The following is a 20041-nucleotide window of genomic DNA, read 5'->3' as shown; positions in this document are numbered from 1 at the left end:
CAGCTCCTCGCTGGATAGGGAGTCCACCGCCTACAGCACTGCCCGGCCGCTTGCGTCCAATCGGTAGGTCGGATCCTCGAACCAGCTCGCCGCTGACGCAGGATGGCTGCCCGGACTCATGCGCTGGGTACGGCTCGCCCACTGACGCGGCGCAGTACGCGATCCGCCTCTCGCGGAATGGGCCGGTGGGCGCGCCGCCACACGAAAGACACTTGATCAACCTGAGCTAGGTCTCGCTGCTCGACTTCGATAAACGCGCTGTCGTTTCCTTCGATCACCATCTGCTGCCGTCCAACGAATCCCCTTCCGTGTGGATTAGCAAGTTCAAGCATTTCTAGGAACTGGGTCGGCACGTGCACATGCGCAATATATGAACATCTTGCGACAGGGTGATCGCTCGAAGCTCTCGGCTACGGGCGGTCATGCGGCTAGACCCGGGCGCGGTGCGTAGCCATGTGTGGCAGCTCGCGCGATGGCTCTCCGTACCTAGGCTTGGATGCGACGGCTTGTTATCCGAATGCGCGTCAAATAGGGACGCACCCGAAGGGGTGTCAAGCCATGACTGCGACAGTGATGTCGACGGGACGACCGGCAGCACTACTCCAAGTAGGCGAATAGCGACCCTGCGGCTGGCCAGAGCGCCCGGCGAGTCTTCGTCGCAAACATAGGCGGTCGGGCTAGGAAAGCGTGGTGCCCCTGATCAGCGTCACTACGAAGAAGTTCGGTCCGCGCGTAGCGACCTCACACAAGATGGACGTACCCCTCGCCAAGCTTCTGTGGGCTGCCGCAACGGTGGGTGTATCACCCACAGCACCGTCAGTCGGGAAGCGGTCGATGCTCGAGCTGTGCTGGCGAGCAAAGCTGGTCGAGGCCAACCTGCAGGTCCAGGCGAACCGGTGGTGCCGCAGCGATGGATACGACCGCCTCGACGGCAGCGAGAAGGGCGCTGTCAGTTACTTCCACGGCATGACAATGGCGCAGGTTGCGTGCGACGAAATGCTCAACGTCCCCTCACTAGTCCATCTGGACCGAGTACTCGAAGCCCTCGGCAAGAAAACCAAAGCAAGCAGGCCAGACTTCCTCGGCGTGCACCCCTTGTTCAACACGCCCTCGGTCGCTGTTGAAGCCAAGGGGCGTACAAACGAAAAGGACCAGAAAGCTCTCGATAAGGCCAAGATTCAAGCCAAGAAACTCCCCGTGATTACAGGCGTGGGGGCCACCATGGCAGTGGCATCCATGTCCTACTTCGACGTCGAAGGAGGCTCCAGCGGCGTACCGGTTTGGCGCTGCCGGCTCGAGGACCCGCCACGACAACGCACACGGGATGAGATTGCAAGAACGGCTCTCATCGCGTTGCACTATCAGCCGCTCGTGCGGGCGGTCGCTGGATCCACTCGCGAGCAACGTGGAGAGTTCAGCCGCTGGGAACTACCCAGCCTCGACGCGTGGTTGTGGTTGCCGAGCGGTCTCGTGGAAGTCGGCGCGTCACTTGGCGACGCCGTAGACCTGAGCCAACTCGAAGCGACCGGGGCGGCACTCGAGGAGCAGCTCGCCGCCCTGTACCAACGGGAATCGCTCAATCAGTGGGCGGACGTCGACCCGGACAAGCGTTCGCGCAACATGCTCTACATGGGCGCCAATGGCGTGGGACTGGAACTAGGTGACTCGTGGGAAGACCGTGTCGCTCGTGACAACGATCGTGCCGCACCACGCACCGATGACGCTCTTGACGGCGGTGTGGATTGATCCTCCGCACTCCTACTCTTGGTAGGGCCCCGGTTGGCCTATCATGCGCCACCTGGGTCGATGGCAGTGTTCGCCCGCATCGCGGCTATGAGCGAGCGCTGAGATTCGGACGCTCGCGCAACTCCGCTCAGTCGCCGCCCATCTGGTACTCCAGCGCCTGCCGCACCAGGCCCATGACATATGCGAAGTCCGACGTCTCGTCCAGTCCGACCTCGGTCGGCCCGTTGCCCCAATGGCCTTTGTCGCTGACGTCCCAGGCGAGCCCGCGCTCGTCGCGCAGCGCCTCGAGGGGAATGTTTAGGCTGAGTCGCATCCGCGCCTTCTGCGGGACGACGTCCACAAAGTTGGTCTCCGCTTTGAAGGCGACGTAGAGCTTCAAGAACTGTCGCGTGATCCCCGGGTCGAGAGCCAGCGTCTCGGCGCTGAACTTGTTGAACAGCTCTCGGCGGGCGGCTGGTAGCAGGTGGGGGTGGTCCTCGATGGAGAAATCCGAGGCGGCTCGTTGCACCTGGAACTCGGCGCTCACGTGCTCGGGCAGCGAAGGTCGTGGCCAGATCTCCAGTGCATCGTCGGCCAGGCGCTCTGCCCGCTTCTCAATCTCAGTGGGCGTCCATGCCTCGAGTTGTCCGAGACCCTTGTTGAGCCGGAGAGGACTGTCCTTGAAGCCGCCCTCCATGTCGCGCTTCTTGGCGAAGGGGTGGTCCGAGTACTCCGAGTTGTAGCCCGTGAGTGTCAGGTTGCCAAGTGTGTGCAGGTAGCGCTGCTGCACGTCGGCCCAGTCCTCGCCGAGAGCGATCCGCCACCCCGTCGGCAGGTCCTCGTTCTGCGGGAGGATGTGCTCGATCGTGTAGTCCTCGACCGTGACGTGCTCCTTGCGGTTGTGGTTCTCGAGCAGCCGGAGGAAGTACGAGCGTCGACGGAAGTTGTAGAGGTCGGTCGTCACCAGGGAGTGCTTGAACTCCTTGTCTGTCGGGAAAGCCCGGTAGCTCTTGAGTGACAGGAAGTGCGCCTTGACGCTTTCGACGTAGCGATCCTTGCGGACGGCGGCGCTGAACCCGGCAAATGTCTTGTTGAGTGAGTTGGTCGGGACGCGACACACCGCCCGTCGGAAGATGTACGACGTCACCATCTGGACGATCTGGTGGAGGCCGTCGCGATCCAGCGTGCCGAGTTCGTAGTCTGTGTAGACCTCGAGCAGGAATGGGTAGACCACGTCCGCCTTGATCTGGTCCAGGTCCTGGAAGGCTGCGCGCAGTTTGGGGTCGTCTTCCTTGCCGAGGGCCATCGCGCAGTAGCGGTGGGCGTACTGCCGCAGCTCGATGACGAGCGAGGTGATCGTCTCGTCCGCGTCGGTGAAGGCGACAGCGTGGTCCTTGAAGGCCTCGTAGATGTCGTCCAGCCGAGGGATCTCCCCGGTCTTCACCGTTAGGTAGTGACGGACGAACTGGTCGAACTGGCTCTCCTCGGCGCCGGCGAACTCCAACTCCATCGGGCGCCAGTACGCCGTGTAGACCTTCTCCTGCTCCTTCGGCGGCAGGTCCATTAGGACGTAGTTCCGGATGAGGTCGGCCTGGGACAACTTCTTGCCGGTGGAGTTCATTGCCTCGAAGACGAGCTGGGGGTTGTCCACGCCTCGCTCGAGCTTGACGTCGACGACCACGAGCTTGTCGAGCCCCTTGCACACCGTCGCCAGGTTGACCGCCGGGTCGGCGAGCTTCTGCTGAAAGTAGGCGAAGTTGTCGATGACACGCGTGACCATGCCGCCTGACGGGGCGACCCCCTGGAGGAGAGAGATGAGAGCGGCCTTGTCGCTTTGCGACAGGATCAACTTGTACTGACGTTCGCCCTCTTCATCATCGTTGAGGAGGTAGCGGTTGCGGATCTTCTTCGGCGAGAAGCCGTCCCAGGGCTCTTGTTGATCGGCGGGTAGCTCCTCCAGCCGGGCGGCGAGAGCGGTGAGAATCAAGGTTACGGTGGTGACTCGCTGCTGGCCGTCGATGATCAGGTCTGGCTCGGCTGAGGTGTTCGTGGACTGGTCGCGGGCCACGTAGACGATCGAGCCGGTGAAGTGCGCTCCGAGCTTGGGATTGGAGCCCGCCCGCAGGATGTCAGCCCACAGTTGTGCGCACTCTGGCTCCTGCCAAGAGTACAGACGCTGGTAGATCGGGACGATGAACTGGCTGCTCGCCTTGAGCAGGGTGAGCAGGTGTGAGTCGACGGCCTTCATCAGTGTCCTTCCCGAGGGTCGTTTGGCAACCTATCCCGTCTTGATGACCGGCCCGGGCTCCGATCGCACTGACATCTGCTCCGGTGATCCTCCGCCGCCAATCGGAAGGACGTTCTGCTGCGGTGGAGAGGGATGCGTGTGACCGAGTTCGAGTCAGCGCACGCTAAAGTTCAACGCTTCTCGCAGGGCAAGCGGCCGCTGGATATTTCCCGCGCGGTCGGCGCCCTGCTACGCCGTCGACTTTGGGTGGGGGCGCTCTAGCCCTACGACAACCCAGGCGAGGTTGGCCAGGCGGTCGACGGCGAGGAGCGCATAGCTGCGACGCTCGCCGTTCATGGGTAGGGCGATCAGCATCAGCAGCACGGCGCCAATCACGAGGAGGACCGCGGGCGCGGCTCCGATGAGCACGCGGACCCCGAGGATGAGCGTGGCCATGTCAGGGCTCCTGGGTCCGCTTGCGGTTCGGCTTCTTCATCGGGCGACGCGGTGGGGTCACGGTGGCCGGAGGCGAGACGCGCTTGGCAGCCGCGGACTTCTTCGAGACGTTCTCCGGCGTCGATGCCTTCTCAGCGGGTGTCGAGGTCGTCGTCGGCGGCGACTCCTTTGCGGTCGTGGCCCGCGCCTTCCCGGCGCGCATCGCGCCGGCACGGCGGTACGACACCTTTTCGGCCCACAGCGTGGGCGACTTCATGTCCGGGATGTACCGCCGCGTCTCGACAAGCAGACCCTTTCCGACCAGCTCGGTCAGTCCGGCCCGGGCTGTCGTCGGACTGATTCCGAACCACTCTTTCGCGTACTCGCTCGGCAGCCACGCGTCGTCCTTCAGATGCAGGGCGACCAACAGCATCGCTTTCGCGGGCAGGGTGAGGGACTGGTCGTAGCCCTTCAGGAAGTAGGAGTGCGGCAGGGTGAACCAGGCGTCGGTCCTGGTCAGCGGTCGCGTGTAGGCGTCGCCCGTGCCGTCCTCCTTGAGCAGCACCACCGAGCTCCGACGTCCTACCCGGCCGACGGCCACCAGGTTGTGCGTCTTGGCCAAACGGGCGAACACTTTGGAGACAGCGGCCTTGGCCGAGTCGCCGGTCGTGGTGCTGGTCAAATCGAGCAGGTGCACCCACGTCTCCGAGGGCCACGTACAGTCCCAGGGTGCGGCAGACGCAGCCGCGTGCAGCAGTAGATATGCGTCCAGACCACGCTCGTCCCCGCGGCTCACCAGTCCGGCCAGCGGCCCTGGCTTGGTGTCGGCGCGCCCCCTGCCCTGCTGGACGAAGGTCTTTCGGATCGGTACGCCCTGCCGCTTTGCGCTGCGCAGCACAGTCGTCAATGCATCCAGGCGGGGCGGCGCGGCGGGGTGCGATCGCTTACTCCGCGATGGGGCGGCAGTGGTCGAGGGCATGCAGGAAGCATGACGCGAGGTGCCGCTAACTCCAACTGCGGCTACCCCCACCCACTTACCGCGTCAGCGCGGCCAATGCGATGACTGCTAGGTCCGTCGGAGTGCCGATGCAAGAGCCATCCGAGTACCCAAAGCCGCTTACCAGGCGGAGGAGCGTTCCTGACCGCGGCCAGCTCGACGCTGGGGCAGAAGAACGACTTGACTTACCGATTGATGTCGACAGGACGACCTCGTGGACATGCCGCCACGCCGAAGCAGCGCAAGTTAGCGCCTGGTGGGATGGGCGCCTCTGGCCGGCAGCTGGGGGTGCGCGACGACGGCTTGGGCTCGAGCGCGCATTCGCGGGTTCGGCGCGCTGCACTCCCAACCCAGTCGCGACGTGGTTTGACGTGGGGTCGCTGCTTACCCCGGCGAGACCCGGCACCGCCTTCCAAGCGGTGATCCTGTGTCGCGCACGTGTGGTTCGATCGTGAGAAGTCCCCGCCGCGCTCGGCATTCTCGACGCATTTATCCACGCCGCGTGGTGGAGAACCAGCTCAGGAGGGCGACATCAGGGGAGGACCAGGGGAGTGAGGCGGGAGTGAGGGCTGCTCAGATGCCAAGGTGCGCAGGTTCAAATCCTGCCCCCGCTACAAGACGAACGGCCCGTGGCCTGCGGAGACGCAGACCACGGGCCGTTCGGCATTCCAGAGGCGCTCTGCGCCCCGGTGCCGGGGGCTGGACCGGGGCCACAGGCATTCCCGGATTCCCGGCCGGGCGTCCCGATGCGCCGTAGCATCCGAGGCACGCACGCTGAGGGCCAGGTCTGCGGACCTGGCCCGCGGCGTCCCACCGGCGGCTGTCGCGGCCGAGACAGAAGGGTGCTCGGCACATGGGCTTCATGGACAAGGTCCGCGGACAGTTCATCGACATCGTCGAGCTCCTCGACGACACCCGGGACACGATCGTGTGGCGCTTCCCGCGCCAGGGCAACGAGATCAAGATGGGCGCCCAGCTCGTCGTCCGCGAGGGCCAGGTCGCGGTGTTCGTCGACGAGGGCCAGATCGCCGACGTCTTCACCCCCGGCACCTACGAGCTCACCACCGAGAACATCCCGATCCTCAGCACGCTCAAGGGCCGGAAGTACGGGTTCAGCTCGCCGTTCAAGGCCGAGGTCTACTTCGTCGGTACGCGCCAGTACACCGACCTCAAGTGGGGCACCCAGAACCCCTTCGCCGTCCGGGACGCGGAGTTCGGTCTCGTGCGGCTCCGCGCGTTCGGGACGTACGCGCTGCGCGTGACCGACCCCGCGACCCTGCTGCGGCAGCTCGTCGGCACGGACCCCGACTTCGTGACCGGGGAGGTCGCGGAGTTCCTGCGCCAGGTCATCGTCGAGGCGGTCACCACCGCGCTCGCCGGAGCCGGCATCCCGATGCTCGACCTCGCCGCCAACCAGGGCGAGCTCTCCAAGAAGCTCGTCGGGACGCTGTCCGCGAGCCTCGCCGAGTACGGCATCGCGCTGCCGCGCTTCGTCATCGAGAACATCTCCGTCCCGCCGGAGGTCGAGGAGGCCCTCGACAAGCGGAGCCGGATGGGCATCGTCGGCGACCTCGGCGCCTACACGCAGTTCCAGGCCGCGACCGCCCTCGAGGCCGCCGCGAACAACCCCGGGGCCGCCGGCTCCGGGGCCGGCATGGTCATCGGGGTGGGGCTCGGCCAGACCGCCGCCGGTGCCGTCGCGGGTGCCGGGCAGGCGCCTGCGGCCGGTGCCGGTGCCGCGCCGCCGCCGCTGCCGGGCGCGCAGTGGTACGTCGCCCTCGACGGCCAGCAGGCCGGCCCCTTAGCGGCCGCCAGCCTGCCCGAGAAGATCGCCTCGGGTCGGATGGGCGCGGACACGCTCGTGTGGCGCGACGGGATGAGCGCGTGGCAGCCCGCCGCGCAGGTCCCCGACCTTGCCCCGCTGTTCGCCGCGACCCCGCCGCCGCTTCCGCCGCAGGCCTGAGATGACGAGCACGCCACCGCCGGTCCCGCAGACCGGGCCCGGTGGCCCGCCGCCGCTGCCCCCGACGTCGCGCGCCGACGCCGGACCCGCCCGCGGGCCGGCACCGGCGGACGTGCTGTTCGCGTCCTGCCGCTCCTGCGGCTCCCAGGTCACCCATGCGCCGGGGACGGCCAGCGTGACGTGCGGGGCCTGCGGGGCCTCCCGCGAGATCGAGGCCGGTGCGGACACCACCGTCGACGAGCACTCCTTCGACGCCTGGGTCGCCGCGAACGCGGACGTCCGGGTGAGCGCGCTCAGCGGGCAGGTGCTGCGCTGCGAGGGCTGCGGCGCTCAGGTCGAGACCGCCGACCTGGCCCAGAAGTGCCAGTTCTGCACCGGCCACCTCGTGGTGCTCTCCACGCCCGACGGCCTGGTCCCGCCCGAGGCGGTCGTGCCCTTCGCGGTGGGGCAGGAGGGCGCGCAGGCGGCGTTCAGGACGTGGGTCACCTCGCGCTGGTTCGCGCCGGGCTCGCTGAAGGAGGTCGGGACGGCCCACTCCCTCCAGGGCACCTACGTGCCGCACTGGACCTTCGACGCCCGGACCCGGAGCGACTACACCGGCCAGCGCGGCGACCACTACTACGTCACCCGCACCCGGACCGTCTCCGACGGCAACGGCGGCACGCGCACGGGGACCTACCAGGAGCGCCAGACGCGCTGGTCCCGGGCGTCGGGGCAGGTCGCGCGGGACTTCGACGACGTGCTCGTGCGGGCGACCGGCCGGCTGGACGCCGACCGTCTCGACGAGATGGGGCCGTGGCGGCTCGAGACCGCGGTGCCCTACCAGCCGCAGTACCTCGCGGGGTACTCCGCACTGCGCTACGACGTCGACCCGCACGACGGGGCGCAGGCGGCGCGCGCCGAGATGGCGGAGGTCATCGAGGACGACGTACGCCGCGACATCGGCGGGGACGAGCAGCGTGTCGGCCAGGTGGACACCGCCTACGCGCGGGTGATGTTCAAGCTGGTGCTGCTCCCGCTGTGGCTGGCGACCTACACCCACGGTGGCAAGCAGTGGCAGGTGATGGTCAACGCCGGCACCGGCGAGGTCACCGGCGCCCGGCCGTACTCCGCGGTCAAGATCGCGTGCGCGGTCCTCGCCGCGCTCGCCCTGGTCGCGGTCGTGGTGCTGCTGGTCCTGCAGGCGCGGGACGGCTCGGGGAGCGGCTCCGGGCTGGGCACGACCCTCTCCGGGGGCCTCGCCGGTCTCCTGCCGTTCGGCGGTGCGGTGACCGCCGCCGGGGGCTGACCGCTACCGGGTCACCTGGGCCCTCCGGCCGTCGCGGGAACGGGCGCGGTGACCTCGCCGGCGAGGGCGGCGGCGAGGAGGACGAACCCGGCGGCGACGCCGGTCGCCGGGGCGGCGTCGCCGACGTCGGCGAGGACCGCTGCCGCACCGGCGAGGGCGACGACCACCAGGGCGACGGCGAGGCGGGCGAACACCGGCGCGGCGAAGGCGCGGGCGAAGGGCCAGAAGTGCAGGCCCACCACGCCCACCACCCAGGGGAGCGTGAGGTCGGAGGAGTCGAGGAGGGCGAGCAGCCGCGCCCCGAGCACGATGGCGACGACCATGAGGATCACGCACCAGCCGTAGGTCCGCACCGCGGACCGTGGGGGCGGAGCGACGTCGACCGTCGGGCGCCGCCCCGCGACGACCACCGCCACGAGCACGCCGACCGCTGCCGTGCGCAGCGCCCACGCACCGGGCAGGGCGCCGGCGTTGACCAGGACGAAGACGAGACCACCCACCGCACCGAGGAGACTGCCTGCCGTCCGCCGCTTCACGCCGAGCACTCAACCAGACCGCCCGGCCCAGCGGGGCGTCAAGTCGGCGTCAGCAGGCGTCAAGCCCGCGTCAGGACGGCCGCGGCCGGGGTCGGCGGGGGAGAGGCTCGGGACGTGAACAGAACCGCCGAGGTCGATGCCCTGCTGCGCCACGTCGCCGACGCCTTCCGGGCGACCCTCCACGCCACCCTGGACGGCGACCGCGACGGTGCTCGCGAGGTGGCAGACGGCACCGCGGGGCGACGGGGGCTCGCCGACGCCGCCCACGCCATGCTCACCGCCCGCCGCTGGGTGCCGGCCCCGCAGCTGGAGCGCGAGCGCGCCTTCGTCGACGGCGTCGACCGCATCGGCGAGCTGGTCGAGGACCTCGCCGCCGCGGTGGCGGACGGCGCGCTGCACGCCCTCACCCCGACGGCGCAGCTCGAGCTGACCGTGCTCCTCGACGTCGGCGACCGCCGCCTGCGCCAGCTGATCGACGGCGCCGTCACCCCCGAGGCGCACGCGACGTACCGCGGGTGCGCCGCCGCGCTGATCGACATCGCCGGGCACTCCGCAGGCGATCCGACCGGCCACCCCGCCCTGCGCACCGCTGGCGCATCGGTGACCGCGCGGTGCTCCCTGCTCGCCGCGGCGCTGCTCGTGGCCGGACGGCAGGCGGCGGCCGCGTAGCGGGGCAGCCGGTCGCGCGGGCGTTCAGCGGGGCTTCAGGTCCGGTGCCCGACAATGGCGGTCCCCGACCCTCCGGAGGCCGTCATGCGTGTGCTCGTCGTCGACGACGAGAGGCGGCTGGCCCGATCCCTGCGGGTGGGCCTGGAGGCGGAGGGGTTCGCGGTCGACGTGGCGCACGACGGCACCGACGGCCTGTGGCTGGCGCGGGAGAACACCTACGACGCGATCGTGCTGGACCTGATGCTGCCGGGCATCAACGGCTACCAGGTCTGCGCGACCCTGCGCGCCGAGGAGGACTGGACGCCGATCCTGATGCTGACGGCCAAGGACGGCGAGTGGGACCAGGTGGAGGGGCTCGACACCGGCGCCGACGACTACCTGACCAAGCCGTTCTCGTTCCCCGTGCTGGTGGCGCGGCTGCGCGCGGTGGCCAGGCGCGGCGCCCGGGAGCGGCCCACCGAGCTCCGGGTGGGGGACCTGCGGGTCGACCCGGCCGCCCGGCGCGTGTGGCGCGGCGAGGTGGAGGTCGCCCTGACGGCGCGGGAGTTCTCGCTGCTGGCCTTCCTGGCCCGGCACCCCGGCGACGTGGTCTCGAAGCGGCAGATCCTCGACGCGGTCTGGGACGTCGACTTCGACGGCGACCCGAACATCGTCGAGGTCTACGTCCGCCACCTGCGCAACAAGCTCGACCGCCCCTTCGACCGGCAGGCGATCCAGACCCTCCGCGGCGCCGGGTACCGACTGGCGAGCGACGGTGGCTGAGGTGGGCGGCGGCCGGGCGTCGGTGCGGCTGCGGACGACCGCGGCGGCGGTGCTGGTGGTCGCGGTCGCCCTCCTGGTCGGGGCGTTCGCGCTGGTGGCCCTGGTCCGGGGCTCGCTGCGCGACGGGCTGGAGAGCACCGCCGAGCAGCGTGCCTCCGAGCTGGCCGACCAGGTGAAGAGGTCCGGCCCGTCCGGGGTCGCTCCCGACGACGCCGGCGACGAGCCCGATGACGAGCCCGATGACGAGCCCGATGACGAGCCCGACGACGAGCCCGACGACGAGCCCGGGGAGCTCGTCTGGCAGGTGGTCGCTGCTGACGGCACCGTGGTGGCTGCCTCCCAGCCCCTCGCCGGGACCGTCCCGGCCGAGGACGGCGAGGAGGTGCGGCTGCCGGGCGCCGACCACGCCTACCTCGTGGTCACCGAGGACGCCCAGGCGGGCGGAGCGTCGTACGACGTCGTCGTCGCCGCGTCCCTGGAGGAGGTCGACGACTCCACCGACGCGCTGGTCCCGCCGCTCGCGCTCGGGCTGCCGCTCGTCCTGCTGCTGGTCGGCGGCACCACGTGGGTGGTCGCCGGCCGGGCGCTCGCGCCGGTCGAGCGGATCCGTCGCGAGGTCGAGCAGATCACCGGTGACCGGCTGGACCGGCGGGTGCCGGAGCCGCGGTCGCGCGACGAGGTGCGGCGGCTGGCGCGCACCATGAACGACATGCTCGGGCGGCTCCAGGAGTCCCGCGAGCGGCAGCAGCGCTTCGTGGGCGACGCCTCCCACGAGCTGCGCTCCCCGCTGGCGAGCATCCGGCAGACCGCGGAGGTGGCGCGGGCCCACCCGGGCGCCCTCCCGGAGGGCGAGCTGGCCGAGGCCGTGCTCGAGGAGTCCGCGCGGATGCAGCGGCTGGTCGAGCAGATGCTGGTGCTGACCCGGGCCGACGAGGGCGCGCTCGCGCGCGGCGACCACGAGGTCGACCTCGACGACCTGGTGCTGGCCGAGGCCCGCCGGGTGCGGCGGGCGGGCCTGGACGTCGAGGCCTCGGGGGTCGCGCGGGTGCGCGGTGACGCTCCGGCGCTTGCGCAGGTGGTGCGCAACCTCGTCGACAACGCCGCCCGGCACGCGCGCTCGGCCGTGGCCGTCTCGCTCCGCGAGGACGGTCCCTGGGTCGAGCTGGCCGTCGAGGACGACGGCGCCGGGATCCCCGAGGAGGACCGCGAACGCGTCCTGGAGCGGTTCGTGCGCCTCGACGAGGCGCGTGCCCGCGACACCGGTGGCAGCGGTCTCGGGCTGGCGATCGTGCGGGAGATCGTCGAGGCCCACGGCGGCTCGGTCGTCGTGTCGTCCTCCGGGCTCGGCGGCGCGCGGGTGGTGGTCCGGCTCCCCGCCGATGGTGGTCCGGACGGCGGTCCGGGTGGCGCCGTACGGCGTGGCTGAACGCGCCTTCAGGTGCGTTCAGGTGGGCTTCAGCGACCGGGGCGCAGGGTGGGACCACACCCCGCAACCGAACCGGAAGGCACTCCTGTGAACACCGCCAAGCTCCGCACCAAGCGCGTCCTCGTCCCCGCCGTCCCCGCCGTCGCCGTCGTCGCCGTCCTCGGCGTGGGCGGCACGGTCTGGACCGCCACCGCGAACGACGACGTCCGTGGCGGCGACCGTGACCGGGTCTCCGCCGCGGCCGTGGAGGCCGTCGGCGGCGGCGAGGCCGTCGACGTGGAGAAGAGCGGCGACCCCGGCGAGGCCTACGAGGTCGAGGTCCGCCTCGAGGACGGCAGCGAGGTCGACGTGGCGCTCGACGACGCGCTGGAGGTCGTCAGCGAGGACCGGGACGACGCCGACGACGCAGACGATGCCGACGACGTGGACGACGTGGACGACGTGGACGACGTGGACGAAACCGATGACAGGGACGACGTCGACGGGACCGACGGGTCCGACGCCGACGACCGCGCTCTCGGCACGGCGGAGCGCCGGGCGGCCGAGAAGGCGGCCCTGGCGGCCGTCGGCGGCGGCACGGTGCTGGACGTCGACGCCGGCGACGACCGCGGCGAGGCCTACGAGGTCGAGGTCCGCGACACCGACGGCACCGAGTGGGACGTCGAGCTCGACGCCGACCACCAGGTGCTGCGCAAGACCGCCGGCAGCTGACGCCGGCGCAGCGCGAGGACCAAGGTCCCGGGGTCGGAGGACCTCGGGACCTGCCTCGTGCTCCTCGCCCGGGCCAGGCTGGTGGCACACCCGAGGACGAGGAGATCCAATGACCACCAACTACGCGCAGCTCGACTGGAGCCCGGTGACCTGGGCGCTGTTCCTGGGCGGCATGGCCACCGCCGCGGTGGTCTGCATGTCGCTCGCCGTCCTCATGGCCTTCCGCGCCAGCCAGGCGACCTCCGCCCGGCCCGCCGTCGCCGCGGTGCCGACCCCCGAGCAGGCCCCGGCCGCCCCGGCCGCCCCGGCCGCCGTCGAGCACGCCACCGCCGCCTGAGACCGCTCCCGGGCGTCGACGTCCCATGTAACGCGCTGTTCGTTGCTCTACCCGCCTGGTGCAACGTGCCGACAGAGCAGCGAACAGCGCGTTACATGCGGCCAGGCCCGTTCGCGGACCACGGCAGAGGAGGTTTGCGGGCCGGCCCGGGCGAGCACAACGCCAGGACCATGGCAGACCGAACCACCCGCCCCAGCCGTGCCGGGGAGACCCCGCCGCTGCGCGGGTGGCGAGCGGTCGCGATGGGGGTGTTCTCAGTGCTCTGCGCCGTCGTCGGCGTCGTCGCGCTGGCGCTGCTGCCGGGGGCGTACGCGGAGAGCAGCGCGATCGCGGACGCCCCGGTCTGCGAGCCCACGCCGACCGCGCCGCAGCAGGACCCGACCTGCCTGGCCGAGGTGGGCGGCGCCGTCGACGACGTACGCCGGTCCTCGGGGCGCGGCGCGCGGAGCCCGGACTGGCACTTCGCGCCGGACGACCCCGCGTTCCCTGCCGCGTGGGTCGACTTCCGCGGCACGTCCGACGAGGACGACTGGTCGGCGGCGCAGCGCCACCTCTTCGCCGGCGAGCCGGTGACCGCGCGCTACTGGGGCGCCGAGCCGGTCGCGTTCGTGACTCCGGAGGGGCCGCTGCGCACCTCGAGCGGCCGCGACGGCGCCTGGACGGCCATGCTCTGGGTGGGCCTGGGCGGGCTCGCGCTGGGCGGGATGCAGCCGGCGACGGCGTACCTGCGGCGCCGCGCCACGCCCGGCGTCCCGCTCGGCACCCGGCTGCGCGCGACGCTCGTGGGGGCGACGCCGCTGTGGCTCCTCTTCGGCGTGGGCGCGGCGATCTTCCCCGAGCGCGTCTCCACGCAGGTGGTCGCGGCCGCCACGGTGCTCCTCGCCGGCCTCGCGCTCACCGCCGCCGGCGCGGTGTGGTCGGCTCGACGGGAGTCCCGGGCGCCGCGCTGAGTGCGAGCGCCGGGGACGCGGTGCTCAGAGGGTCGAGGCGCGCGCCACGAGCTCGGGAGTGAAGGTGACCTGCTGGTGCACGTGGTCGGGGTCGGTGGACTCCTCCAGCACCAGGGCGGCGGCGGTGCGGCCGAGCTGGTGGCGCGGCTGGCGGACCGACGTCAGCGGCACCGCCGCGGCGGCGGCGAACTCGATGTCGTCGTAGCCCACGATCGCCAGGTCGCCGGGCACCGACCGTCCGCTGCCGATCGACTGCTGCAGCAGTCCGAGGGCCAGCAGGTCGTTGACGCAGAACGCCGCGGTGGGGCGCCGCTTCGACGGCATCCCGACCAGCCGCTCGCCGGCCGAGCGGCCCTCCGCGACGGTCATCGCCTCGGTCGCGACCACCACGAGGTCCTCGGCGGGCAGGCCGGCGTCGGCCCAGGCGGCGCGCGCCCCGGCGTACCGGTCGCTGACCTGGCCGATGGAGGCGGGGCCGCCGACCACCGCGACCCGCCGGTGCCCGCGGTCGACGAGGTGCTCCACGGCGAGCCGGCCGCCCAGGACGTCGTCGACGGCGACGGTGCAGAAGTCCTCGAGCCGGCGCGTGCGGTCCACCACGACGATCGGCGTCCCGCGGCGCGCCACCTGCTCCAGGGCGGCGGCGTCGGCGTCGACGGGGGTGATCAGGATGCCCTGGACCCGCTGCTGCTCGAGGAGGGTCAGGTGCGCGGCCTCGCGGTCGGCCCGGTTCGCGCTGTTGCACAGGAACAGCGACAGCGCCGCGTCGTCTGCCGCGTCGTCGATGCCGGCGGCCACGTCGGTGAAGAACGGGTTGCCGGCGTCGAGCATCACGTAGGCCAGCGTCCGGCTCCCGCCGGCGCGGAGCTGGCGGGCCGACTCGTTGCGGACGAACCCCAGCTCCAGCATCACCCGCTCGACCCGCTCGCGGGTGGCCGGGCTGACCCGGTCGGGGCGGTTGAGCACGTTCGAGACCGTGCCGAGGGAGACGCCGGCCGCGGCCGCGACGTCCTTGACCGACGCACTGCGCACGGGCATCGGAGTCCTCCTCGGCGGCCGGGAAAGTAAAGCGGAGTGAAACGGTACACACATCCCGCCCCGAGGGCCGCACGCCGTCTCGCCGGATCAGACACGCGGCGGAAACTTTCCGGAAACGCTTGACGTCTGTGACGACAGCCACGTACGTTCCCGGCATCGCTTTTTGAAACCTTTCACTGACAGGAGGCTCCGTGGTCGAGCAGTCGTCCCGCGTGGCCCTCGAGCTGCGCGACGTGGGCAAGTCCTTCGGCGCCGTGGTCGCGCTGCGCAGCGGCACGCTCGTCGTCGAGCGCGGCTCCATCCACGCCCTCGTCGGCGAGAACGGCGCCGGCAAGTCGACGCTGGTCAAGATCGTCGCCGGCGTGCACCGCCGCGACTCGGGCACCTTCCGGCTCCACGGCAAGGACGTCGACTTCGGCTCGACCGCGGAGTCCAAGGCCGCCGGCGTCGCGGTGATCTACCAGGAGCCGACGCTCTTCCCGGACCTCTCGGTCACCGAGAACATCTTCATGGGCCGCCAGCCGCGTGGCCGGCTCGGCCGCATCGACCGGGCGGCGATGCACCGCGAGGCCACCGAGCTGTTCGCGCGCCTCGGGGTCGACATCGACCCGCGCCGTCCGGCCCTCGGGCTCTCGATCGCCGACCAGCAGATCATCGAGATCGCCAAGGCCATCTCGCTCGACGCCAGCCTGCTGATCATGGACGAGCCCACCGCGGCGCTCAGCGGCGTCGAGGTCGAGCGGCTCTTCGCCGTCGCCCGCAGCCTGCGCGACGAGGGTCGGGCGCTGGTCTTCATCTCCCACCGCTTCGACGAGGTCTTCGACCTCTGCGACACCGTCACCGTGATGCGCGACGGCGAGTACGTCTCGACCGACGCGATCGCCACGACCACGCCCGACGAGATCGTCTCCCGCATGGTCGGCCGCGAGGTCGCCGAGCTGTTCCCCAAGACCGCAGCCACCATCGGCGAGCCGGTGCTCGAGGTCGAGGGCCTGCAGCGCGCCGGCGTCTTCCACGACGTCAGCCTCACCGTCCGGGCGGGGGAGATCGTCGGTCTCGCCGGCCTCGTCGGCGCCGGCCGCAGCGAGATCGCCCGCGCCGTCTTCGGCGTGGACGCGTACGACGCCGGCTCGGTGCGCCTGGCCGGCCGGGCGGTCAGGCCGCGCAACCCGCGGGCCGCCATCCGCGCCGGCATGGCGTTCGTGCCCGAGGACCGCCGCAAGCAGGGGCTGGTCACCGAGGGCTCGGTCGCCCGCAACGTCGCCGGGGTGATCCGGCGCGGGCTGACCCGCGCCGGGCTGCTCACCTCCGGTGCCGAAAACCGCGCCGCCGGCCCGTGGGCCGCCAAGCTCGAGGTCAAGACCAGCGCGCTGGACATGCACGCCACCACGATGAGCGGCGGCAACCAGCAGAAGGTCGTCATCGCCAAGTGGCTCGCCACCGACCCCAAGCTCCTGATCATCGACGAGCCCACCCGCGGCATCGACGTCGGCACCAAGGCCGAGGTGCACCGCCTGCTCTCCGAGCTGGCCGGCCAGGGCCTGGCGATCCTGATGATCTCCAGCGAGCTGCCCGAGGTGCTCGGCATGGCCGACCGCGTCCTCGTCGTCTGCGAGGGCCGGATCACCGCCGAGCTCGACCGCGGCGAGGCGACGCCCGAGAACGTCATGCGCGCGGCGACCGCCTCGCACGCCACGTCCGCCGCGACCGGCCCGGCCACCGGGTCCGCGACGCCCGACTCCCAGGAGGTGCCGGCATGAGCGCCGTCCTCACGCCCCCGAGCGCGTCGCCGAGCGACGTCAACCCCAGCTCGGTCCCGCGCGGTCGCCGCCTCCTCGGCACGGTCCTGCGCTCGCGCGAGATCGCGGTGGCCGTCGTGCTGCTCGCGCTGATCGCGTTCACGACCGTCAAGAGCACCGGCTTCGTCTTCAGCTCCGACGGCTGGCGCAACCTGCTGGTGACCCCGTCGCTGCTCCTGCTGCTGGCGGTCGGGCAGACCGTCGTCATCGTCACCCGCAACGTCGACCTGTCCGTCGGCTCGGTGCTCGGCCTCACGGCGTACTTCACCGGCAAGCTGTTCTCCGACAACCCCGGTCTGCCGATCCCGGTCGTGTTCCTCGCCGGGATCGCCTTCGGTGCGGTGCTCGGGCTGGTCAACGGCGTCCTGGTGGCCTTCGGCAAGGTGCCGGCGCTGGTCATCACGCTGGGCACGCTCTACATCTACCGCGGGGTCTTCCTCAGCTGGGCCGGCAGCGACCGGATCAACGCCTCCGACCTGCCCGCAGGGTTCCTCGACCTCGGCACGAAGACCGTGCTGACCATCCCGGTCCTCACGATCATCGCGCTCGTCGTGCTGGCGGCGGTCGGCTACTACCTGCACACCGCCCGCGGCGGTCGCGAGCTCTACGCCATCGGCTCCGACCCCGACGCCGCGAAGCTCTACGGCCTCACCGTCACCCGCCGTGTGGTCGCCGCCTTCGTCGTGAGCGGCGCGCTCGCCGGCCTCGCCGGCGTCGTGTACGCCGCCCGCTACGGCACGGTCAGCTCCGGGGCCGGCTCCGGCATCGAGCTCCAGGCCGTCGGTGCGGCCGTCATCGGCGGCGTCGCGATCTTCGGCGGCAGCGGCACGGTGTGGGGCGCGGCCATCGGCGCGTTCCTGCTGGTCACCATCAACCGGGCCCTGCCCATCGTCGGCATCTCCGACTTCTGGCAGCGCGCCGTCGTCGGCGCCCTGATCATCGCCGCCATCGTCCTGGACCGCGTCCTCTCCGCCCGACGCGAGCGCCGCCTGGTGGCCGCCCGAGACGAAGCGAGGAAGAGCGCATGAGCGTCGACACCCGCACCCCGGCCGAGGCGGCCACGCCCGCGCCCACCCGCAGCTACGCGGCGTACTCCAGGCCGCTGTGGCGCCGCGCCCTGATGACCCGCGAGTTCGCCGTCATCGCGCTGCTGCTCGTGGTCTTCTTCTACTCCAACGCGCAGGTGCCGAACTTCGACGGCCCGCTGACGCTGTACTACCTCTTCCTCGACATCACGCCGATCCTGCTGATCGCGCTGCCGATGACGATGATCATCATCACCGGCGAGATCGACCTGTCGGTCGCCAGCACCGTCGGGCTGACCAGCGTGCTCACCGGCGTCCTGCACCAGGACGCGGGCATGTCGCTGCCGGCCGCCGCGCTGCTCGCCGTCGTGGTGGGCGCGGTGTGCGGCGCCTTCAACGGCTTCCTGGTCGGGTACGTCGGGCTGCCCTCGCTCGCGGTCACCATCGGCACGCTCGCGCTCTACCGCGGCATCGCGGTCGGCCTGCTGGGCACGACGGCGATCACCGACTTCCCCGACAAGTGGACCGACCTGGCCACCGAGCGGATCCAGGAGGGGTCGAGCTACCCGCTCGTCCTGCTGCCGATCATCGTGCTGATCGCGGTGTTCGCGCTGCTGCTCCACTTCTCCCCGTTCGGCCGCGGCGTCTTCGAGATCGGGCTCAACGACGAGGCGGCGCACTTCACCGGCGTCGACGTCGCGCGCACCAAGCTCATCCTCTTCGTCCTCTCCGGGGCGGTCTCGGCGCTCGCCGGGATCTACTTCACCCTCCGCTACGGCAGCGCCCGCGGCGACAACGCCACCGGCATGGAGCTGCAGGTCATCGCGGCGGTGCTCCTCGGCGGGGTGTCCATCTTCGGCGGCCGCGGCGCGCTCCACGGCGTCGTCGCCGGCGTCGTCCTGATCGGTGTCCTCTCCAGCGCGATGCGCCTGGAGGGCCAGACGGTCAACGTCATCAACATCGTCATCGGCCTCCTCCTGGTGGCCTCGGTGATGTCCACCAGCCTCCTCTCCTGGGTCTCGGCACGCACTGGAGGGAAGGGGGGCCCACGGGCCCTCGTCAGGCGCCGGCAGTCGGCGACCGAACCACGAAAGGCACAAGCATGAAGCTCCTCAACCGACGGCTCTCCGCCCTTGCGGCGGTCGGCCTGGCTGCCAGCCTCTCCCTGACCGCGTGCGGCAGCGACGACGGCGACTCCGGCTCGGGCTCCGGCTCGGGCGGTGGTGGCGGCGACGTCGCCATCACGATGCTGCCGAAGAACCTCGGCAACCCCTACTTCGACACCTCCACCAAGGGTGCGGAGGCCGCGGCGAAGGAGGTCGGCGCCACCCTCGAGGAGGTCGGCCCCGACACCGCGACCCCCGACGCCCAGGTGCCGTTCATCAACACCGCGGCCCAGCAGGGCGTCGACGCGCTGATCGTCTCGGCGAACGACCCGACCGCGATCTGCGACGCGCTCGAGGAGGCCAGCGGCGCCGGCACCAAGATCGTCACGTTCGACTCCGACACCGACCCCGAGTGCCGCGACCTCTACATCAGCCAGGCCGACGCCGCGGGCATCGCCAAGGCGCAGGTCGACCTGATCGCCGAGCAGATCGGTGACCAGGGCGAGATCGCCGTCCTCTCGGCCGCGGCCAACGCGACCAACCAGAACGAGTGGATCAAGCTGATGGAGGAGGAGCTCGAGGCCAACCACCCCGACATCGAGCTCGTCGACACCGTCTACGGCGACGACGACGACCAGACGTCGTTCGACAAGACCGCCGCGCTCCTCGAGTCGCACCCCGACCTCAAGGGCATCGTCTCGCCGACCACCGTCGGCATCGCGGCCGCCGCGCGCTACCTGTCCACCTCGGACGCCAAGGGCAAGGTCAAGCTGACCGGCCTGGGCACCCCGAACCAGATGCGCCAGTACGTCGAGGACGGCACCGTCGACGCCTTCGCCCTGTGGAACCCCGAGGACCTCGGCTACCTCGCGGCCTTCGCCGCGGACGCGCTGGCCTCCGGTGACATCGAGGGCGCGGAGGGCGACACCTTCACCGCCGGCGAGCTGGGCGACTACGAGGTCGGCGCCGACGGCGTCGTGCTCCTCGGCGAGCCCTTCGTCTTCGACAAGTCCAACATCGCCGACTTCGACTTCTGATCCTCGAGGT

At 71.0% G+C, this 20041-nt stretch carries 18 protein-coding genes; 13 read left to right on the top strand and 5 right to left on the bottom strand.

What is annotated here, in order from left to right:
• Window positions 1-690: 690 nt before the first annotated feature.
• Window positions 691-1746 carry a hypothetical protein gene (locus tag OSR43_RS15615; RefSeq protein ID WP_302267554.1) on the top strand — a complete coding sequence of 352 codons (1056 nt, stop codon included), beginning with the start codon at window positions 691-693 and terminating at the stop codon, window positions 1744-1746.
• A gap of 127 nt (window positions 1747-1873) precedes the next feature.
• Here the strand turns inward: OSR43_RS15615 and OSR43_RS15610 are convergent, their stop codons facing one another.
• The 3 genes from OSR43_RS15610 to OSR43_RS15600 all read right to left on the bottom strand — a co-directional run bounded on the left by OSR43_RS15610 (window position 1874) and on the right by OSR43_RS15600 (window position 5084).
• Window positions 1874-3973, bottom strand: coding sequence for a DUF262 and DUF1524 domain-containing protein (locus OSR43_RS15610; protein ID WP_302267553.1), 2100 nt, complete (start codon window positions 3971-3973; stop codon window positions 1874-1876).
• 228 nt (window positions 3974-4201) lie between these two features.
• Complete coding sequence (locus OSR43_RS15605) at window positions 4202-4408, bottom strand: hypothetical protein (protein ID WP_302267552.1); 207 nt, start codon at window positions 4406-4408, stop codon at window positions 4202-4204.
• Window position 4409: 1 nt separating this feature from the next.
• Window positions 4410-5084 (bottom strand): hypothetical protein, encoded by a 675-nt coding sequence (locus OSR43_RS15600; RefSeq protein ID WP_302267551.1) that lies wholly within the window; start codon window positions 5082-5084, stop codon window positions 4410-4412.
• Between the two features lie 1153 nt (window positions 5085-6237).
• On the opposite strand from OSR43_RS15600, the gene OSR43_RS15595 reads away from it, so the two are divergent.
• Both OSR43_RS15595 and OSR43_RS15590 read left to right on the top strand, forming a co-directional pair.
• Complete coding sequence (locus OSR43_RS15595; protein WP_302267550.1) at window positions 6238-7347, top strand: SPFH domain-containing protein; 1110 nt, start codon at window positions 6238-6240, stop codon at window positions 7345-7347.
• Between the two features lies 1 nt (window position 7348).
• On the top strand, window positions 7349-8635 hold the full coding sequence (locus OSR43_RS15590; protein WP_302267549.1) for a hypothetical protein: 1287 nt from the start codon (window positions 7349-7351) through the stop codon (window positions 8633-8635).
• Window positions 8636-8646: 11 nt separating this feature from the next.
• On the opposite strand, the gene OSR43_RS15585 is transcribed toward OSR43_RS15590, so the two are convergent.
• Window positions 8647-9171, bottom strand: coding sequence for a hypothetical protein (locus OSR43_RS15585; protein WP_302267548.1), 525 nt, complete (start codon window positions 9169-9171; stop codon window positions 8647-8649).
• Between the two features lie 114 nt (window positions 9172-9285).
• Between OSR43_RS15585 and OSR43_RS15580 the strand changes: the two genes are divergently transcribed.
• The 6 genes from OSR43_RS15580 to OSR43_RS15555 all read left to right on the top strand — a co-directional run bounded on the left by OSR43_RS15580 (window position 9286) and on the right by OSR43_RS15555 (window position 14026).
• Window positions 9286-9840: a hypothetical protein gene (locus tag OSR43_RS15580; RefSeq protein WP_302267546.1), complete on the top strand. Its 555-nt coding sequence runs from the start codon at window positions 9286-9288 to the stop codon at window positions 9838-9840.
• An 84-nt stretch (window positions 9841-9924) separates the two neighbouring features.
• On the top strand, window positions 9925-10602 hold the full coding sequence (locus OSR43_RS15575) for a response regulator transcription factor (protein WP_302267544.1): 678 nt from the start codon (window positions 9925-9927) through the stop codon (window positions 10600-10602).
• Window positions 10595-12028 carry a cell wall metabolism sensor histidine kinase WalK gene (locus tag OSR43_RS15570; protein ID WP_302267542.1) on the top strand — a complete coding sequence of 478 codons (1434 nt, stop codon included), beginning with the start codon at window positions 10595-10597 and terminating at the stop codon, window positions 12026-12028. Before OSR43_RS15575 ends, OSR43_RS15570 begins: the two co-directional genes overlap by 8 nt.
• A gap of 87 nt (window positions 12029-12115) precedes the next feature.
• Entirely contained in the window at window positions 12116-12739 is a 624-nt protein-coding gene (locus tag OSR43_RS15565) for a PepSY domain-containing protein (RefSeq protein WP_302267541.1), read from the top strand.
• 109 nt (window positions 12740-12848) lie between these two features.
• Window positions 12849-13076 carry a hypothetical protein gene (locus tag OSR43_RS15560; RefSeq protein ID WP_302267539.1) on the top strand — a complete coding sequence of 76 codons (228 nt, stop codon included), beginning with the start codon at window positions 12849-12851 and terminating at the stop codon, window positions 13074-13076.
• Between the two features lie 170 nt (window positions 13077-13246).
• A complete protein-coding gene (locus tag OSR43_RS15555) occupies window positions 13247-14026 on the top strand; it encodes a hypothetical protein (protein WP_302267538.1) in 780 nt (259 codons plus the stop codon).
• Between the two features lie 24 nt (window positions 14027-14050).
• Here OSR43_RS15555 and OSR43_RS15550 read toward each other — a convergent pair whose 3' ends face one another.
• On the bottom strand, window positions 14051-15064 hold the full coding sequence (locus OSR43_RS15550) for a LacI family DNA-binding transcriptional regulator (protein WP_302267537.1): 1014 nt from the start codon (window positions 15062-15064) through the stop codon (window positions 14051-14053).
• Window positions 15065-15255: 191 nt separating this feature from the next.
• On the opposite strand from OSR43_RS15550, the gene OSR43_RS15545 reads away from it, so the two are divergent.
• The 4 genes from OSR43_RS15545 to rhaS are packed head-to-tail and all read left to right on the top strand — an operon-like array spanning window position 15256 to window position 20031.
• On the top strand, window positions 15256-16824 hold the full coding sequence (locus tag OSR43_RS15545; protein ID WP_302267535.1) for a sugar ABC transporter ATP-binding protein: 1569 nt from the start codon (window positions 15256-15258) through the stop codon (window positions 16822-16824).
• Complete coding sequence (locus tag OSR43_RS15540; RefSeq protein ID WP_302267534.1) at window positions 16821-17891, top strand: ABC transporter permease; 1071 nt, start codon at window positions 16821-16823, stop codon at window positions 17889-17891. Before OSR43_RS15545 ends, OSR43_RS15540 begins: the two co-directional genes overlap by 4 nt.
• Window positions 17888-18994, top strand: a complete 1107-nt coding sequence (locus OSR43_RS15535) for an ABC transporter permease (protein ID WP_302267533.1) — start codon at window positions 17888-17890, stop codon at window positions 18992-18994. The genes OSR43_RS15540 and OSR43_RS15535 overlap by 4 nt, the downstream gene beginning before the upstream one ends.
• The gene (gene rhaS, locus OSR43_RS15530) at window positions 18991-20031 is read left to right on the top strand and encodes a rhamnose ABC transporter substrate-binding protein (protein WP_302267532.1); all 1041 of its coding nucleotides are present in this window, start codon (window positions 18991-18993) and stop codon (window positions 20029-20031) included. The genes OSR43_RS15535 and rhaS overlap by 4 nt, the downstream gene beginning before the upstream one ends.
• Window positions 20032-20041: the final 10 nt, after the last annotated feature.

Origin of the sequence: Nocardioides sp. Arc9.136 (assembly GCF_030506255.1) — a bacterium.
Classification (GTDB): domain Bacteria; phylum Actinomycetota; class Actinomycetes; order Propionibacteriales; family Nocardioidaceae; genus Nocardioides.
Note: the sequence above shows the minus strand (reverse complement) of the source record. Positions and strands in the feature narration are given on the sequence as shown.

Excerpts from the sequence above, each read along its gene's own strand:
- OSR43_RS15575 (WP_302267544.1), top strand. The coding sequence starts at position 9,925 with ATGCGTGTGCTCGTCGTCGACGACGAGAGGCGGCTGGCCCGATCCCTG.
- OSR43_RS15535 (WP_302267533.1), top strand. The coding sequence starts at position 17,888 with ATGAGCGTCGACACCCGCACCCCGGCCGAGGCGGCCACGCCCGCGCCC.
- OSR43_RS15610 (WP_302267553.1), bottom strand. The coding sequence starts at position 3,973 with ATGAAGGCCGTCGACTCACACCTGCTCACCCTGCTCAAGGCGAGCAGC.
- OSR43_RS15590 (WP_302267549.1), top strand. The coding sequence starts at position 7,349 with ATGACGAGCACGCCACCGCCGGTCCCGCAGACCGGGCCCGGTGGCCCG.
- OSR43_RS15605 (WP_302267552.1), bottom strand. The coding sequence starts at position 4,408 with ATGGCCACGCTCATCCTCGGGGTCCGCGTGCTCATCGGAGCCGCGCCC.
- OSR43_RS15555 (WP_302267538.1), top strand. The coding sequence starts at position 13,247 with ATGGCAGACCGAACCACCCGCCCCAGCCGTGCCGGGGAGACCCCGCCG.
- OSR43_RS15560 (WP_302267539.1), top strand. The coding sequence starts at position 12,849 with ATGACCACCAACTACGCGCAGCTCGACTGGAGCCCGGTGACCTGGGCG.
- rhaS (WP_302267532.1), top strand. The coding sequence starts at position 18,991 with ATGAAGCTCCTCAACCGACGGCTCTCCGCCCTTGCGGCGGTCGGCCTG.
- OSR43_RS15550 (WP_302267537.1), bottom strand. The coding sequence starts at position 15,064 with ATGCCCGTGCGCAGTGCGTCGGTCAAGGACGTCGCGGCCGCGGCCGGC.
- OSR43_RS15540 (WP_302267534.1), top strand. The coding sequence starts at position 16,821 with ATGAGCGCCGTCCTCACGCCCCCGAGCGCGTCGCCGAGCGACGTCAAC.
- OSR43_RS15595 (WP_302267550.1), top strand. The coding sequence starts at position 6,238 with ATGGGCTTCATGGACAAGGTCCGCGGACAGTTCATCGACATCGTCGAG.